The sequence below is a fragment of the Spirillospora sp. NPDC048819 genome, assembly GCF_040650055.1.
Taxonomy (GTDB): Bacteria; Actinomycetota; Actinomycetes; order Streptosporangiales; family Streptosporangiaceae; genus Spirillospora.
Genome location: NZ_JBEZGN010000053.1, coordinates 13,122 through 29,606, shown reverse-complemented (window position 1 = coordinate 29,606; position 16,485 = coordinate 13,122). Strand labels below are relative to the sequence as shown.

The following is a 16,485-nucleotide window of genomic DNA, read 5'->3' as shown; positions in this document are numbered from 1 at the left end:
TCAGTAGAGGAAGGGGACGCTGATTCCGGCGGCGCCTGTCAGGTCGTGGCCGGGGGAGCGGCCCATCAGCCAGGCGAGGAGGGACGCCTCGGTGCCGGTGACGATGGTGTCGCCGTCGCCCAGGACGGTGCCCGTGTCGGTGGCGTGCAGCCGCAGGCGCGGGGCGTCGTCGCGGCGCGCGAACGACGCCACGACGCCGGCCAGGGTTCGTGCGGTGAAGTCCGCGGGCCAGTCGCCGGGCCCGAAGCCGGCGTCCAGGTCGACGTGGTGGACGAGGACCTCGGTGAGGCGGGCGTCGGCGGCGCGGGCGGCGGGGTGGCGGGCGCCCGACGTCCACTGGACGGTCCGTTCCCACGCCTCGCCGGGCATCAGCGCGTAGGCGTCGGCGAAGCGGCGGGCGCTCGCCCGGACGTCGGCGGCGAGGAGAGCGGCGGGTCGCCGTGCGCCGGCTTCGATCTCGGCGGCGCGGGCCTCCATGCTCGAGTACTCGCAGGACTCGACGCCCGTGCGGGCCCAGGTGAGCAGGCGGGTGCCGCCGTCGGCGTTGCGGGCGAGGTGGGTGAGGACGTGGCCGCGTGTCCAGCCGGGGAGGAGGGAGGGGGCGCGGACGTCGTCGTCGGTGAGCCGGTCGGCGGTGGCGAGCAGGTCGCCGGTCGCCGCCTCGATCCTGGTGAGGGGCTCGACGGGCGTCATGCGAAGTCGGCGGCGTGGGCTGAGGCCCACTGGCGGAAGGTCCGGGGCGGGGTGCCGGTGACGTCCTGCACTGTGGGACGGACGATCGATTCGTCCAGGGAGCCGTTCACGTAGAAGTCGAAGAAGGCGTCGACGTATTCGGCGGGCATCTGCGCGGTCATCTCGGCTCGGGCCTCGTCGTCGGGCTGGGCTTCGAAGCGGAGGTCGCGGCCGAGGACGTCGGCCAGGACGGCGACCTGTTCGGCGGGCAGGAGGGATTCGGGGCCGGTCGGGTAGTGGGTCCGGCCTTCGTGCCCGTCGTCGAGGAGGGCGGTGGCGGCGACGGCGGCGACGTCGTGCGGGTCGACGGTGGCGGTGCGGACGTTCGCGAACGGCAGCCGGAGGGTGTCGCCCGCCCGGAGCCGGGGGAGCCACCGCAGCGCGTTCGACATGAAGGCGCTCGGGCGCAGGATCGTCCAGGGCAGGCCGGATTCGTGGAGCGCGCGTTCGGTGGCGGCCATGTAGCGGGTGACGGCGTTGGTCATGTCGCCGCTGCCCGCGGAGGCGCCCGAGAGCTGGACGATGCGCTGGACGCCGGCGCGCCGGGCCTCGGCGTAGACGCCCGGCATGTCGCTGTAGCCGGGAAGGACGAAGGCGCCGGTGACGCCGTCGAGGGCGGGGGCCAGGGACGCGGGGTCGTCGAGGTCGCCCACGACGTGTTCGACGCCGGCGACCGGGGACGCGGGCGGTTTGCGGACGAGGGCGCGCACGGGTTCGCCGGACGCGGCCAGGATGCCGACGAGTTCGGAGCCGATGTTGCCGGTGGAGCCGGTGACCAAGATCATTTCAGGTAGTCCTTTCACCAGGGGAGCGCGCGGCCGTCGCGGAAGAACCCGCCGGTCGGGCCGTCGTCGGGAAGGGTCGCGGCCCACACGACGCCCGCCGCGCCGTCGGCGACGGGACGTCCGCCGGGGCCGCCCATGTCGGTGGCGACCCAGCCGGGGCAGACGGCGTTGACCAGGACGCCGTCGGCGCGCAGTTCGGCGGCGAACATGCGGGTCAGCGCGTTGAGGGCGACCTTGGACGCGGTGTAGGCGGGGGTGCCGCCGCCCATGTTCGTCAGGGAGGCGATCTCGCTGGAGACGTTCACGATCCGCCCGTGGGCGCTGCGGCGCAGCAGGGGGAGGAGCGCCTGAGTCAGCCGCCACGGCCCGTACAGGTTGGTCTCGGCCGCCTCCCGGACGACCGACAGGTCGGCGGTCGCCGCCCGCTGCCACGTGTCGTAGGTGATCGCGGCGTTGTTGACCAGGACGTCGAGGCGCCCGATCTCGGCGGCGGCCCGGTCGATGTCGGCGGGGGACGTGACGTCCAGGCGGAGCGGCGTCGCCCCGGCCTCCTTGGCGGCGCGTTCGGCCGCCCCGGGTGAGCGGGCGCCGAGCAGCACGTCGTGGCCGCGTGCGGCGAGCTGCCTGCACACTTCGAGGCCGATGCCCCGGTTCCCGCCGGTGACCAGTGAGATCGTCACGCTGCCCCCTCCCTCGCCGACAGGAAAAGGATCAAACAGGGAACGGGTGCGCGTCCAATGGCCGTCGTGATTACCTTCGGTTATGGACGCACATCTGCGGGATCTGCGCTACTTCGTCGCGGTCGCCGAGGAGCTGTCGTTCACCCGGGCGGCGGAGCGGCTGTTCGTGTCGCAGCCGGCGCTCAGCAAGCAGATCAAGCAGCTTGAGGAGCAGCTCCGGGTGCGGCTCCTCGACCGCGACCGGCGGACCGTGTCGCTGACCGCGGCGGGACGGGCGCTGCTTCCGGCGGCGCGGGAGATGCTGGGCGCGTGGGACGAGGCGCAGCGTGCGGTGAGCGACGCCGCGGCGAGGGAGGCGTCCGTCCTGACGGTCGGCATGTCCACCAGCGTGGGGCGCGGCCTCCTCGCGGACGTGCGGGAGCGGTTCACCGAGCGGCGCCCCACGTGGAGCATCCGGTTCCGGCAGGTCAACTGGGAGGACCCCACGGCGGGCCTGGCCGACGGTGACGTCGATGTGGCGTTCGTGTGGCTGCCGATCCCGCGCCAGGAGACGTTCAACGTGCAGGTCGTCGCCGAGGAGCCGCGCTGGGTCGCGTTCAGGGACGACCACCCGCTCGCCGGACGCGACACCGTGGCGTTCGAGGAACTCCTGGACGAGCCGTTCCTCGCGCTTCCGGACGACGCGGGCCCCTTGCGCGACTTCTGGCTCGCCACCGATGAACGTGGGGGACGTCCCGTCCGGGTGGGTGCGACGGTGTCGAACGCCGATGAGACGTTCGCCGCGATCGAGGACGGCAGCGGCGTCGTGCTCATGGCGTCCGGGAACGCCGCCATCTACCGGCGTCCGGGCATCGCGGCGGTTCCGGTCACCGGCCTGTCGCCGAGCCGTCTCGCGGTGGCGTGGCGGGCCGACGACCACCGCAGCGCGATCCGGGACCTGCTCTGCACGCTGCTCCCGGACGGACGCGCGGCCTGCGAGACCGCGCCGGTCAGGAAGTGATGTCCTCGGGGAGCAGCGTGGTGAGCTGCTCCGTCGTGAGGTCCGCGCCGCCGCTCGCGAGCTGCTCGGTGCGGCGCGCGTGCGCGGTGACGGCGGACCGGAAAAGCTTGTCCACCTCGCGGCCGTTGCCCTCCCTGTACCGGTCGCGGTCGGCGCCGAGGTGTGCGGTGAGGGCCTCCCGGGTCGGCTCCGGGACGCGGTAGTCCGCCGCTTCCGCCTTGCCCTGGAAGATCGCCACCAGGCCGTCCACGTCGTAGGGGCGGAACGTCAGCGTCCGGGCGAACCGCGACGCCAGGCCCGGGTTCGCGGACAGGAACCCGTCCATCTCGGACGTGTACCCGGCCGCGATCACGATGACCTCGTCGCGGTGGTCCTCCATGAGCTTGACGAGCGTGTCGATGGCCTCCTGCCCGAAGTCGTGACCGCTCCCGGTGGGCCGCGACAGCGAGTACGCCTCGTCGATGAACAGCACCCCGCCGCGCGCCCGCTCGAACACCTCCGCCGTCTTCTGCGCCGTGTGCCCCACGTACTGCCCGACGAGATCCATCCGCGCCGCCTCGACGACCTGGCCCTGCGCGAGGACGCCGAGGGCCGCGAGCAGCTCCCCGTACAGCCGCGCCACGGTCGTCTTGCCCGTCCCCGGCGGCCCCGCGAAGATCAGGTGCCCGGTGAACGGCTCGGCCTCCAGCCCCGCGTCCCGGCGGCGCCGCGACGACGCCAGCAGGTCGAGCAGGTCGCTGATCTCCTGCTTGACCTCGGCGAGCCCCGTCATCGCGATGAGCCGGCCGAGGACCGCCGTGACCTGGTCGGAGTCGCGGGCCTTCCCGAACCGCGCCGCGAGGCCCGTCTCGACGTCGAGGTCCTCGGCGAGCAGGAGGCTCAGTTCCTCCCCGGACGGCAGTTCCTCCAGGTCGGCGAACCGCTGCGCCTGCCGCTCCACCGCCGCCTCGAACACGCGCCGCGCCGCCCGCCCGTTGCCGAAGCTCGCGTCCCGCTTCACGGACGTGAAATGTTCGAGGATCGCCTCGCGCGTGCCGTCCGCGAGCCGGTAGCCGTCCTTCTCCGCCTGCGCCTCGGTGATCTGCAGCAGCTCGGCGGGGCTGTAGTTCTCGAACTCCACCGTCCGGGAGATCCGCGACTTCAGGCCCGGGTTGGCGGCGAGGAACTCGCGCATCTCCGCCGAGTACCCGGCCGCGATGACGACGACCTCGTCGCGGTGGTCCTCCATGAGCTTGACGAGCGTGTCGATGGCCTCCTGCCCGAAGTCGGTGCCGGTGGTCTTGCGGGAGAGCGTGTACGCCTCGTCGATGAACAGCACGCCGCCCTTGGCCCGCTCGAACGCACCGGTCGCCTTCAGCGCCGTCCCGCCGACGTTCTCCGACACCAGGTCGGACCGGCTCACCTCGACGACCTGGCCGCTCTCGACGACGCCGAGCGCCGCGAGGATCCGTCCGTAGAGGCGGGCGACGGTCGTCTTGCCCGTCCCCGGCGGCCCCGCGAACACCATGTGCCGGCCGATCGTCGGTCCGGGCGGCAGCCCCGCGAGACGCCGCTGCTCGGCGACCTTCTGCAGGTTCGTCAGCTTCCTGATCTCGCGTTTCACCGCGGCGAGGCCGACCATCGCGTCCAGTTCGGCCAGCAGGACGTCCGCCGTCGGGGCGCCCGGCTCCTCCGGCGCCGCCTGGGCCCCGGCCGCGCCCGCGTCCACGACCGTCACCGGCTCCTTGACCTGCGCGGTCTCGCCCGCCTCCGCCTCCGTCTGGAAGTCGAGGACGTCGGGCGCGGCGTTCCGCTCGCTGGTCACGCCGTCCATGTGGACGCGTGCGGAGGCGTCCGCGAACACGCCCGCCCGGCCGCTCTCCACGACCGTGCAGCCGCGCAGGGAAAGCTCGGAACGGGGGTCGGCGCTCACCCCGAACAGGGCGCTGCCGGTGACGGTCGTGCCCTCGACCGTCCCGGCGCCGCCCCCGGCGACGGCGATGCCGATCTCCTGCGCGCCGTCCACCCGCCCGCGCACGAACGTGGCCCGCCCCTTGTCGCCGACGACGACGCCGTGCTTGGCCGCGCCGACGACCTCGCAGTCCTCGAAGACCCCGGCGCCGTCCTCGACGGCGACGCCGCTGCGGCGCGGCGACTCCATCCGGATGCGCCGCCCCGTCAGCGTCCCGCCGGCGGTCACCCACACCGCCTCCATGGCCGCGCCCGTGATCAGGCAGTCCTCGGCCACCGCCGTCGCGTTGTCCCGGACGACCAGCGAGCAGCGCTGCGACCCGTGCATCGCCGAGTTGCGGATCGCCGCGTCCGCGCGGTCGTCCACCAGCACCGCGGCGGCCCCCGCGTCCTTGATCGTGCACTGCTCGATCAGCGGCTTGGACCCCTCGGTCACCCAGATGCCGCTGCCGCCGGAGCCCTCGATCCGGCACGACCGGACCGTCACGGCGCTGCCCTTGCGCAACGCCACCGCGTTGCCGTTCGGCCCCGCCACATCGGTGGCCTCCATGATCCCGGACGCGGCGGCGTAGACGACGGCGCCGTCCTGGACCCGGCAGTTCTTGAGCGCGAGCCGGGCGCCGCCCCAGCCGCGCACCGCCACCGTCTCGGCGCGGCTCACGAACTGGCACTGCTCCACCAGGACGCTGCCCTCGGACACGTCCAGCGCGGCGCCCTCCTCGCTCCAGTTCCGGACGATGAGGCCCTGCAGCGTCACGTTGCCGGTGAGTTCGATCGTCGCGTCCGTCGCGCCGTCCAGCGTGACCGAACCCGGCCCGCCGACCGCCGTCAGCATGAAGTCGCCGGAGCTGCGGAACCCGGTGTTGGGGTAGTGGCCAGGCTCGATCAGGATGTGCCGGCCGGGCGGCCCGTACGGCGGAGCCGGCGCCTGCAGCGCGTCCAGGATCGTCCGATACGCACCTGGGGAGGTCTGTGACACCACCAGACGAAGCAAACGGGCCTCCTCATGAAATCACCGTTTATGGTGCCATGAGGCGGCCCGGTCCGGCGTAGTCAGCGCACCCCCCGGGGCCTGAACTGGACGCTGATCCGCGGCCCGGCCACACGGGTGCTCTTCGGGATCGCGTGCTCCCACGTGCGCTGGCAGCTCCCGCCCATCACGATGAGGTCGCCGTGCCCGAGCTCGTGGCGGACCGTCTCGCCGCCGCCGCGGGGACGCAGCAGCAGGCTCCTCGGCGTCCCGACCGACAGGATCGCGACCATCGTGTCGTGCGTGGCGCCGCGCCCGAACCTGTCGCCGTGCCACGCCACGCTGTCGCGGCCGTCCCGGTAGAGGCAGAGACCCGCCGTCCGGAACGGCTCCCCGAGTTCGGCGGCGTAATGGGCGTCGAGCGCCGCCTTCGCCTCGTCCAGGACGGGATCGGGGAGCGGCTCGCCCTCGTCGTAGAACGCCAGCAGACGCGGCACGTCCACAACCTTGTCGTACATGTGGCGCCGCTCGGCGCGCCACGGGACGGACGTGTGCAGCCGCTCGAACAGCGCGTCCGCCCCCCGGATCCAGGCGGGCAGGACGTCCACCCAGGCGCCGTGGGCCAGCCGCGTCCGCCGCGCGGAACTCAGCGGACGCGGACCGCGCTCGTCCGTGTCGTCCAGCAGCGACCCTTGGAACATGCCCCCACTGTAACGCGCAAGTCAAACATGTGTTCGATCATATCCGTGGGCGCGTTCAGCGGCGGAAGATCACCGCCAGGACGCGCAGGGACAGGACGCTGCAGACCACCAGCCCGCAGTACCCGAAGAACTGGTACAGCGACACGGCGGGGGTCATGACCGGGCCGCCCTTCAGGCCGAGCAGCAGGACGGCCATCACCCCGGACGTCGAGGCGAGGATCGTGAGCAGCACCTGCTGGAGCAGCCCGGTGACCGTCCGCCGGTCGCCCTCGTCCGCGAACAGCCGGACGTTCAACGTCAGGCGCCCGGCCTCGGCGGCCGCGGTGATGCGGTCCAGCCGGCGGGGCAGGCGGCGCAGCATCGGCAGCAGCCCCATCAGCTCGTCGGCCGCCGCCTCCTGCAGAGACCCGGGACGCAGCCGTTCCCGCAGGTACGTCTCACCGAACTCCTGCGCCTCGCCGACGATGCCGAAGCCGGGCGCCAGCTCCGTCAGGCCGCCCTCCAGCGTCGCCAGCGCCCGGAACACCGCCGCGATCTCCGCCGGGACCGCCAGGTCGTACCGCGCGACCAGCCGGAACAGGTCGGTGAACATCGTCATGTCCGGGATGGAGCCCGCGCCGAGATGCCGCGTCATGAACGCGCCGAGAGCCCGCGCCAGGCCCTGTTCGTCGAGTTCGTCCGGACGGGCCACGACCTCCAGGAAGGCGTCCGTCACCGCGACCGCGTCACCCCGGTTCATGGCGAGGAGCATGCGCTGGAGGCAGCCGCGCAGTTCGGTGTCCAGCCGCCCGACCGAACCGAAGTCGATCAGCCCGAGGCGGCCGTCGTCGAGCAGCATGATGTTGCCGGGATGCGGGTCCGCGTGGAACACGCCGTCCAGGACGATCTGGCGCAGCACCGTGTCGAGGAGGGTGTGCGCCAGCTTCGCCCGGTCCATCCCCTGGCGGTCGATGCGCGGACCGGCCTTGCCGATCGCGACGCCGTGGAGACGCTGCATCACCAGGATCCGCCCGGTGCACAGGTCGTCGTACGGGTGCGGGACGACGATGTCCGACCCGCGCGCCGTCCCGGCCGCCGCCACCGATGCCATGTTGCGCGCCTCGACCCGGAAGTCCAGCTCCTCGCGCAGCGCGGCCGCGAACCCGTCGGCGAGATCGACGACGCCGAACGCCTTCGCCCACCCGGCGCGGCCCTGCAGCGTCCGCGCCAGGCGGCCGACGATGTCGAGGTCGCGCTCCACCACCGTTCGGATGCCCGGCCGCTGGACCTTGACCACGACGTCCTCGCCCGAGCGCAGCGTGGCCGTGTGCACCTGCGCGACCGACGCGGCGGCCAGCGGGGTGCGGTCGAAGGCGGCGAAGACGTCCTCGGGCAGCGCGCCCAACTCCTCCTGGATCACCCTCTCGATCTCCGGCCACGGGACGGGCGCGGCGCGGTCCTGCAGCCGCCCGAGCTCCGACACGAACTCCGGCGGCAGGACGTCCCGCCGCGTCGACATCACCTGGCCGAGCTTCACGAACGCGACGCCCGCCTGTTCGAGGGCCTGCGTCAGCTCCCGCGCGAGCCGCTCGCGTCCCTCCGGGGACGTCGGACGGGCACGTCCGCGCAGGTAGGGGCCCAGGCCGTGGCGCAGGAAGATGAACGTGATCCGCCAGTAGCGCCGGGTGCGCGCCACCCGCGACCGGACGCCGCCGAACCAGGAGAGCGGCGACGGGACCGAACCGGTCGGGACGAACGCCTCCCAGAGCACCAGCAGGGTCATCGAGACGAGGAGGGCGCACGCGAAGCCGAGGCAGACGAACCACAGCATCGGCGTCAACTGCCGGCGCTCGCCCAGGTCGCCGATCAGCGAGGTGGTGATCGGATTCGCCATGCCCTGCCCGACCGCGCCCGCCGTGATCGTCCGGAAGAGGGAGAACCGGACGTTGAGGAGCCGCCGCGCCCCGTACGCCATGACCCATGTGCTGATCGTCGTCCCGATGACGAACGCGACCACCGTCGCCGAAGTATCCAAAGCCGCCCACCGCCTGCTGAGTGCCTGACTGCCGCAGGCGACGCTAACGAGCGGCCTCCGTGCCCGGCCTCCCGCCGCCGGGGGAGCCCCTCACCCGGGCGGGGGACCGGCCGAAGCGGCGCGGGACCGGCGTACGGTCCGCCGGGCTCGGAGGTCTCGGCGTCTCTGGCGCCTCTGGCGGTATCGGCCTCAGAAGTCGTTCAGGAGGTCCTTCAGCCATGTGGTGGTGCGGGCGGGAGGGGAGGCGCGGATCGCGAGCAGGTCCATGATCTCCTGGTAGCGGTCCGCCTCCTGCCCCTCCGGGTAGCGGGCGCCGGTGAGCTGTTCGAGGTAGACCACGTCGTCGAGGTCGTGCTCCGCGAACCGGACGATCGTGATCGGGCCGCCGAGCGCGACATGGCCGCCCGCGGAGAACGGCAGGACCTGCACCTTCACGTTGGGCATGGACTCCGACACCGTGATCAGGTGCTCGATCTGGGCGCGCATCGTCGCCGGCCCCCCGATCGGCCTGCGCAGCGCCGCCTCGTCGAGGATCGCCCACAGCCGCACCGGGGAGACCGGCCGGTGGAGGATCTCCTGCCGGGTCATCCGCAGGGTGAGACGCCGGTCGAGACCCTCGTACGCGGCGTCGTGGTACTCCAGGCCGATGACGGCCCGCGCGTACTCGCGGGTCTGCAACAGGCCGGGGATGTACTGCACCTCGTAGCCGCGGATCGTCGTCGCCGACTGCTCCAAGCCGAGGTACTGCTCGAACCAGCTCGGCACCAGGTCGCCGTACCTCTGCCACCAGCCGGGCTTCTTCGCCTCCCGCACGAGTTCGATGAGGCTGTCGCGCTCGTCGGGGTCGTCCACCTCGTAGAGGTCGAGGAGGTCGAGGACGTCCCGCACCTTGAAGCCGTGCCTTCCGAGTTCGAGGCGGCTCATCTTGGAGGCCGACCCGCGGATCGCCTCCCCCGCCTCCGCCCGTCCTATTCCCTTGTTCTCACGCATCCGCCGCAGCCGTGCGCCGATCTGCATGCGAAGGGCGGTCGGACTCGGGCCGGCCTGCCGATGGTCCAGCACAAGATCTCCAGCGTTCTCCGTACGTCACGGCAACCATCGGAGGGTCTCACAGGCAATGGCGAGCGCGCAGGAAACCTCCGGACAGAGATATGTCACTGCAGGACGCCTGTACAAAACACGGCATCGTGTTAATCGATCTCTCGGGGACCGTTCCAATTAGTGGCGCCGCCGTTAGTGGAGCTGGGCCGCGTTACCGCCGCGAAATCAGCAGGTCGAGATCGGCCCTCGTCACCCGCGCCAGTTCGGCGACCCGGTCGCGGCCGGTTCCGGCCTGCCCCACGATCTCGATCGCCCGCGTCAGCATCGTCGGCTGCTCAAGGGGCCTCGCCGTTCCGGGCTCATGCCTCCGCCATCCCCGCGAGCTCATCGTGCTCATCGCGTTGCGGTACACGGTCTCCGTCATGATCCCGAGTGTCCGCGCCCGGTAGAGCAGCGCCGCGATGCTGACACCCCAGACCGCCTTCAGCTCGCCCAGCCGTTCCCAGTCGGCCTTCGCCGGCAATTCGGCGGCGATGTCGGCCTCCGGCATCAGGAATTCCGCCGCGAACCTGTGCGCCTGGTCCTCGACGACCTTCTCCCCGGGTTCGGCGTCGGCGTGCATCACCAAATGCCCCAGCTCATGGGCCGCATCGAACCGGTTACGCCAGTAATCGCCCTTCGCGGGATTGAAGAAGACCATCGGCCTCGGATGAATCCCCACGCTGAACGCGTCGACCCGTTCCGCCGCGTCCGGCAGCACGAGGACGATCACTCCCTGCGCCTCCAGCAAACGGACGACATGTGCCACCGGCCCCGGCTGTTCCACCAGCGACTTCCTGGTCAGCCGCGCCGCCTCGACGGGGCCGCTCCCGGCGATCTCGTCCGGCGAGACCGGATACTCGGGCAGGTCAACCCCGGGGAAATCGACGAGGCCTTCGAGGACGGCGACGACGTCCGTGGCGATGCGGCCGTACGCCAGCGCCTGGTCCCGCTCGATCTGACTCGTCGACCTCAGCGACCGGAAATGGGCGCCGTCCATGGAGACCGGACTTCGCCCCGCCTGAAAGAACTCGACCGGGACCCCGAGCGCGATGGCCAGGCGCCTCATCGTCGGCTCCTCGGGCCGCTGCACGCCCGCCTCGTACTGCCCGATCGCTTTCGGCGTCGTCCCCACGGCCTGCGCGAGTTGGTTCTTGCGCAACCCTCGGAGCCGCCGGGCAAGCGTCAGCCGCTCGCAGTCGAACAGCACCCTGCGCCACCCTTTGCTAGGCCGTCTTCGTCTCCCCGCGAAGCCGCATGGGGACGTCTTCGTGCTCGTCCCACAGCGGCATGGTCCGCTCGACGAGCTTACGGCGTGGATCGCGCCCGATGGTGTCGTCCAGCTGCTTCACCCAATGCCAGGCGGTGCCGCCGTCGGCGTTCCACCTGGGACGGCCCAGGAAGAGCTCAAGCTCCAGCGGCTCCTCGCTGGCGCTGTGCGCGAGGACCAGCGTGACGACCCCGGGCGTGTCGTGGGCTTCGAGCCCGAGCGGCAGGGTCAGCTGCGGGTCCTCGATGTAGCCCTGCCGCGCGACGGCCTGCTTGGTGGGGCTGTCCCTGTCCCAGCGGATGCCCTTGACGTTCCCGAACTCGTGCCTCTTGAGGAGGACGCGGTACGGCCCGTACCGCCATCCGGGCGAGCCGTTCAGATCGTCCCGGACGACCTGTTTCGCCAGGTCGCCCTTGCCGAACACGCGGTCGAGGTGGCTCTCCAGCAACTCGAACGCGCCGACCCCGTACGTCCGCTCCTTGAAGCCCGCCGCCCGGCTCAACCCTCCGAACAGGGCCAGCGTCGCCTCACGGTGAGCCTCCCGCACACCGTGCAGGAAGCCCGCCGCCAAGAGCTCGTCCCACGCAACCCGGTCCTCAGCCACCCTTCGACGATAGCCGCGGGCACCGACATTATGAGCAGCCCTCGAACTGCGGCACTTCCCCGACCAGCTTGAGACCGCTCGGCCCGAACCATTTGCGCAGCAGCTCGACGGCCGTCCCGTCCTGGTACATCGTGGTGACGGCCCGGTTCACCGCCTCGCATCCGTCGATGTCGCCCTTCCGCATCCCGACGCCGTACCGCTCGTCGGTGAACGGCGAGTTGAGGATCTCCAGATCCGGCGCCGAGAACCCGGCCAGCACCAGATCCCCCGTCGAAACCGCGTCGACCTCGCCGCTCCGAAGCTTGGCCACACAATCGCTATAGGACGCCCCGGGAACGAGCTTCGCCGGAATGCTCAACCCGACCACCACACGCTCGGTGGAAACCGACCCGCTCGCCTGGCACATCCGGCGCCCGGCCAGATCTCGCACACCCCGGATCAGTGTCTCCCCGCGCCGCACCATGACGTCCTGGTGGGCGACGTAGTAGGGGCCGCCGAAGGTGACGAGCTTGGCGCGGTCAGGGGTGATCGAGTAGGACGCCAGCACGAGATCGACGGTGTGATCGTTCAGCTTCTGTTCCCGGTTGTCCGACCTGACCTCACGAAACGTGACCCGGGAAGCCCCGAGATGCCGGGCGATGTACGTCCCCACATCGACCTCGAACCCCGTGAAGACGCCTTTCTCCCGGAACCCGAGCCGCGGCTGATCGGCCTTGACCCCGATCACAATGACGTCACCGTCGGCAATGGACGCCTCCGCGGCCGCACACGCCACAAGCCCGAAAGCCAGCACCAGAATCCCCAGAATGCACCGCACAAAGCATGACTAGCCCCCGAAACCAACCAGCAGATGAACGCCGGACGAGCCAAGCCCAAACGGCCGGAACCACCCCGCGGTTCAGCTCACTTGCCGGCCCGAGCCGCTCGCTGACGGCTGCTCTTGACGGGTGCGCACTTTCCCTCCGCCACGAACCTCGTCGACCACCACAACCACCCATTTCCGGGGACGCGGGGAGCAATGGGCCCACCGCAAGCGAAACAGCAGCAACTCAAGCTTGGGGCGTCAGCCGCCCCATTGCCTCAGAACGACCAAAGTCGATGCCCCAAGAAGCTGCTTCTCGTCTCACTTGGCCGGGTACGTCATGGCGCCGCCGCCCCGAGCCGGATCGCCTGGACGGGGCAGGCGCGCGCCGCTCGGTGGACGGCGTCGTCGTGCCGGGCGTCCGGTGAGGGGTCGTAGACGAGTTCGTCGTCATCGTCCAGCTCGAAGACCTCGGGCGCCGCGAAGACGCATTGGGCGTGGATCTCGCACACGGCCCGGTCGACGTCGATCTGCATGGTCATGTTCCTCTCGCGGGCGGGTTGAACCGGGACGGCTTCTCCAGCCGCCACCGCAGAGCGACGCGGTGGTCGAGCTGGATCACACGATCGATGTCGAAGTCGACGAAACGCTGGGCTCCCGGGCGGCGGGCGGCCCGGTCCGGGTCCCAGTCGACGGCGGCCGTTCCGCTCAGGTGCAGGGTGCGTCCGGCCGTCCAGTCGATGAACAGCAAGGAGGCCCGGGGATCCAGCAGGAGATTCCCGAAGGTCATGTACATCGAGTTCCCGACGTAGTCAGGCCAGCTGATGCGCTGCGGCTCGGCGTCGAGGAACCCGGGGCTGCCGCCACGGTGGGACGTATCCGCGCCGAGGCCGGGCGCGCTGGTCCCGACGAAGAACGTGTCGGCCTCGCGGACCCACGCGAGCTGCGCGGCGTCGAGTGCCTTGCCCTCGGTCCGCGTCGTGGATCCGGACTGCTCCACCGAGTCGGCGCGGCGGGTCTGGATGTACTTCGGGCAGTTCGAATAGACCTGGTGCGCGTGCACCAGCAGTCCGCCGTCCGCCTGGTGCGCCTGCCCGTTGACGCGCATGCGGCGGCGTGTCTCGGGTTCGATGGCGAGCATGCCGATCTCGACGGGGGCGGTGAACGCCCCGGCGAGCGGATCGAACGCGGGGAGGCCGGCATCGATGTGGAGCGTCGACTCGTCCGGGACGCCGATGAACCCCGGCTCGCCGGCCAGGAGCGTGGTCCACGGCGAGCCGCGGTGCTCGGCCGTCACGACGATCATTCGCTGAGCCGTCAGGAACTGCCGGGCCACGTCGGGGATCGTGTCGCCGACGCCGGCGCTGCCGTGTGCGTCCGCGTGCACGCCGGCGCGTTGCTGGACGTCCACTTCGCCTGGGTGGAACATCCGGTTCTCCTTTCAAGGAAGGGCCCGGGGCACGCGGCCCCGGGCCCAGTGGCTTCAGCGCGGGGGATCAGAAGAAGCCGCAGGTGGGCGCGTCCTTGACGGGGGCGCTGTCGCCGTCGACGCCGCTGGGCGCGTAAATCTCGAGCCGGACGCCGTCGGGGTCGGTGAAGAACACGCCCCCCGAGCCCGCCCCCTCGGCGTGGGCGACGACGCCGTCGTAGGCGAACTCGACACCGAGCGTCTTGAGCGTCTGCTCGGCCCGGCGCACGGCGTCGACGGTCGGGACCTCGAACGACAGGTGGTGCAGCCCGGGCAGTCCGGTGGGGAACCTGCCGTCGGCCTGCTGCCACAGGGCGACGATCACGCGGCCGTCCCTGCCAAGGAGCGCGAACTTCCGCTCGGCGTCCGAGCGGGCCACGACGTCGAAGTCGAACAGCTTCTCGTAGAACTCCGTCGACCGGTTCAGGTCCGTCACGTTCAGCGCGACGTGGCCCGTCTTCAGCGCCGGGTTGCTCATGGTTCCTCCAGGCCGGCCATGCGTCTCGTCACCCTCGGCGGATGACTCTAATGCTTAGAAAGACGCTTGCCATTAGGTGCAGACTAGAGGCTCCACTAATGCAAAGCAAGCGCTGATACATTAGGAAGCGGACGGTGAGGCTCGGCGCGAGCGCGCTGCGGGCCGAGCCGGGATCGACTGCGAGGAGGAGGGGCCATGGCGTCCGACGACGTGCCCGACCTGTATCCCTCCGAGCCGCGGCCGGTGCGCCTGATGAACACGATCTGGGCGGACAAGGCAGGGACGCACGACGCCCTGGCGACGGTCGGGCAACTGGACCGGTGGGTGCGGCAATGCGGGATCCCGACCGTCGGCCCGCTCGGCGAAGCCGACCTGCTCCGGGCCCGGGAACTGCGCGATGCGCTGCGCCGGCTGGCCGCCACCGTGGCGAACGACGAACGTCCCGCCGCCGTGGACGCGGGTCTGTCGGTCGATCGCGCCCTGGCGACACTGAACGGCTTCACCGCGCCGAGCGCCCCCGAGCTGAGGCGGGACGGCGAAGGGGGGTTCCACCGGGACTGGCGGTTCAGCGTCGACGGGTTCGGACGCGAACTCGCCGCCCTGGCGCTCGAAGCCGGCGAGCTGCTGTCCGAGCGACCGGAGGTCCGGATCGGCGCCTGCTACGGGCCCGGCTGCGTCCTCTACTATCACCGTTCGCACCCGCGACGCGGCTGGTGCTCAGCGGGCTGCGGCAACCGGGGCAGGGTCGCGCGCCACTACCGGCGCCACGCGAACGACTGAGCGGACGACCCGCCCCCGCTGCAAATGCCTACTGAAGCGGGATGACCTCCCCGTACTCGCTTTCCGGCCGCGTGCCGTGGATGCGCCGGTCGGCTTCGTCGATCCGCAGATCGTTGATGCTCGCCTCGCGGCGCCGCATCAGTCCGCGCTCGTCGAACTCCCACAATTCGTTGCCGTAGCTGCGCCACCACTGCCCGTCGCGGTCGTGCCACTCGTACTGGAACCGGACGGCGATCCGATTCCCGCGAAATCCCCACAGGCTCTTGCGCAGCGCGTAGTCGAGCTCCCGTTCCCACTTCGACTCCAAGAAGGCGATGATCTCCTTGTGGCCGGTGACGAACACGTCGCGGTTCCGCCAGACCGAGTCGGGGGTGTAGGCCAGCGCCACCCGACGCGGGTCGCGGGTGTTCCACGCGTCCTCGGCCGCCTGGACCTTCTGCAGAGCGGTCTCCTCGGTGAACGGCGGGTAGGGCGGACGATCTTCTTCTCCGGACACTGCACTCCCCCTCTGTTGAGAACGCCCGTTCTCGACTGGGCTCGCCCTAAGATAGGGAACGATCGTTCTCAACGTCAAGGGAAGGAGGCGCCCATGCCGGCGGCGATCACCGAGGAGCAGACCCTCCTGGACCGGGACGCACTGCTGGACGTCGCGGAGGATCTCTTCTACCGGCGGGGCGTCCAGGCGGTCGGCATGGACGAGTTGCGGACCGTGTCGGGTCTGCCCCTCAAGCGCATCTACCGGATCTTCCCGACGAAGGAGACCCTCGTCGTCGCGATGCTGGAACGCCGCGACCGCCGGTGGCGAGGAAGCCTGGCGGCCTACCTGGACCAGGTGCCCGACCCTCGGGAACGCATCCTCGCGATGTTCGACTGGCTCGGCGACTGGTTCGCCGAACCCGGCTTCCGCGGATGTGCATGGGCCAACGTCCACGGTGAACTCGGGTCGTCATCCCCTGCGGTCGCCGCCGAAGTGCGATCGCACAAGCAGGCGTTCCATGACCAGGTCGCCGAACTGGTCGCCCCCGTCGACGCCCGTTTCACCGAACCGGTGCACCTGCTGGCCGAGGGAGCCATCGTGGTGGCGGGAATCCATGGCGGCACCGCGGCGGCTCACCATGCCCGGCTGGGCGCCGAAGCACTCCTGCGCACGACGTCTCAGTGATCTTCACCG

General features: G+C 71.1%; 17 protein-coding genes. 3 read left to right on the top strand and 14 right to left on the bottom strand.

Going from position 1 to position 16,485, the window contains the following annotated elements:
• The 3 genes from AB0C35_RS41960 to AB0C35_RS41950 are packed head-to-tail and all read right to left on the bottom strand — an operon-like array spanning position 1 to position 2,197.
• Positions 1-693 carry a maleylpyruvate isomerase family mycothiol-dependent enzyme gene (locus AB0C35_RS41960; protein ID WP_358468812.1) on the bottom strand — a complete coding sequence of 231 codons (693 nt, stop codon included), beginning with the start codon at positions 691-693 and terminating at the stop codon, positions 1-3.
• The gene (locus AB0C35_RS41955) at positions 690-1,517 is read right to left on the bottom strand and encodes an NAD(P)H-binding protein (protein WP_358468809.1); all 828 of its coding nucleotides are present in this window, start codon (positions 1,515-1,517) and stop codon (positions 690-692) included. Before AB0C35_RS41955 ends, AB0C35_RS41960 begins: the two co-directional genes overlap by 4 nt.
• Before the next feature lie 14 nt (positions 1,518-1,531).
• Complete coding sequence (locus AB0C35_RS41950; protein ID WP_358468807.1) at positions 1,532-2,197, bottom strand: SDR family oxidoreductase; 666 nt, start codon at positions 2,195-2,197, stop codon at positions 1,532-1,534.
• An 82-nt stretch (positions 2,198-2,279) separates the two neighbouring features.
• Here AB0C35_RS41950 and AB0C35_RS41945 point away from each other — a divergent pair, with 82 nt between their 5' ends.
• A complete protein-coding gene (locus AB0C35_RS41945; protein ID WP_358468804.1) occupies positions 2,280-3,197 on the top strand; it encodes a LysR family transcriptional regulator in 918 nt (305 codons plus the stop codon).
• Here the strand turns inward: AB0C35_RS41945 and AB0C35_RS41940 are convergent.
• The 10 genes from AB0C35_RS41940 to AB0C35_RS41895 all read right to left on the bottom strand — a co-directional run bounded on the left by AB0C35_RS41940 (position 3,187) and on the right by AB0C35_RS41895 (position 14,534).
• Positions 3,187-6,141 carry an AAA family ATPase gene (locus AB0C35_RS41940; RefSeq protein ID WP_358468801.1) on the bottom strand — a complete coding sequence of 985 codons (2,955 nt, stop codon included), beginning with the start codon at positions 6,139-6,141 and terminating at the stop codon, positions 3,187-3,189. The genes AB0C35_RS41945 and AB0C35_RS41940 overlap by 11 nt on opposite strands.
• 59 nt (positions 6,142-6,200) lie before the next feature.
• Positions 6,201-6,818 carry an alpha-ketoglutarate-dependent dioxygenase AlkB gene (locus AB0C35_RS41935; protein ID WP_358468798.1) on the bottom strand — a complete coding sequence of 206 codons (618 nt, stop codon included), beginning with the start codon at positions 6,816-6,818 and terminating at the stop codon, positions 6,201-6,203.
• Positions 6,819-6,873: 55 nt separating this feature from the next.
• Complete coding sequence (locus AB0C35_RS41930) at positions 6,874-8,832, bottom strand: AarF/UbiB family protein (RefSeq protein WP_358468795.1); 1,959 nt, start codon at positions 8,830-8,832, stop codon at positions 6,874-6,876.
• Between the two features lie 189 nt (positions 8,833-9,021).
• Positions 9,022-9,849, bottom strand: coding sequence for a helix-turn-helix transcriptional regulator (locus AB0C35_RS41925; RefSeq protein WP_358468792.1), 828 nt, complete (start codon positions 9,847-9,849; stop codon positions 9,022-9,024).
• Between the two features lie 235 nt (positions 9,850-10,084).
• Positions 10,085-11,122, bottom strand: a complete 1,038-nt coding sequence (locus AB0C35_RS41920) for an ImmA/IrrE family metallo-endopeptidase (protein ID WP_358468789.1) — start codon at positions 11,120-11,122, stop codon at positions 10,085-10,087.
• A gap of 16 nt (positions 11,123-11,138) precedes the next feature.
• Positions 11,139-11,786, bottom strand: coding sequence for a hypothetical protein (locus AB0C35_RS41915; RefSeq protein WP_358468786.1), 648 nt, complete (start codon positions 11,784-11,786; stop codon positions 11,139-11,141).
• 28 nt (positions 11,787-11,814) lie between these two features.
• Entirely contained in the window at positions 11,815-12,579 is a 765-nt protein-coding gene (locus AB0C35_RS41910; RefSeq protein ID WP_358468783.1) for a glutamate ABC transporter substrate-binding protein, read from the bottom strand.
• 347 nt (positions 12,580-12,926) lie between these two features.
• Entirely contained in the window at positions 12,927-13,130 is a 204-nt protein-coding gene (locus AB0C35_RS41905) for a ferredoxin (protein ID WP_358468780.1), read from the bottom strand.
• Entirely contained in the window at positions 13,127-14,017 is an 891-nt protein-coding gene (locus AB0C35_RS41900; protein WP_358468778.1) for a pyridoxamine 5'-phosphate oxidase family protein, read from the bottom strand. Before AB0C35_RS41900 ends, AB0C35_RS41905 begins: the two co-directional genes overlap by 4 nt.
• 67 nt (positions 14,018-14,084) lie before the next feature.
• Positions 14,085-14,534: a VOC family protein gene (locus AB0C35_RS41895; RefSeq protein ID WP_358468775.1), complete on the bottom strand. Its 450-nt coding sequence runs from the start codon at positions 14,532-14,534 to the stop codon at positions 14,085-14,087.
• Positions 14,535-14,729: 195 nt separating this feature from the next.
• Here AB0C35_RS41895 and AB0C35_RS41890 point away from each other — a divergent pair, with 195 nt between their 5' ends.
• Positions 14,730-15,314: a CGNR zinc finger domain-containing protein gene (locus AB0C35_RS41890; RefSeq protein WP_358468772.1), complete on the top strand. Its 585-nt coding sequence runs from the start codon at positions 14,730-14,732 to the stop codon at positions 15,312-15,314.
• 28 nt (positions 15,315-15,342) lie between these two features.
• Here the strand turns inward: AB0C35_RS41890 and AB0C35_RS41885 are convergent, their stop codons facing one another.
• Positions 15,343-15,810, bottom strand: a complete 468-nt coding sequence (locus tag AB0C35_RS41885) for a nuclear transport factor 2 family protein (protein ID WP_358468769.1) — start codon at positions 15,808-15,810, stop codon at positions 15,343-15,345.
• Between the two features lie 93 nt (positions 15,811-15,903).
• Here AB0C35_RS41885 and AB0C35_RS41880 point away from each other — a divergent pair, with 93 nt between their 5' ends.
• Positions 15,904-16,476 (top strand): TetR/AcrR family transcriptional regulator, encoded by a 573-nt coding sequence (locus AB0C35_RS41880; protein WP_358468767.1) that lies wholly within the window; start codon positions 15,904-15,906, stop codon positions 16,474-16,476.
• Positions 16,477-16,485: the final 9 nt, after the last annotated feature.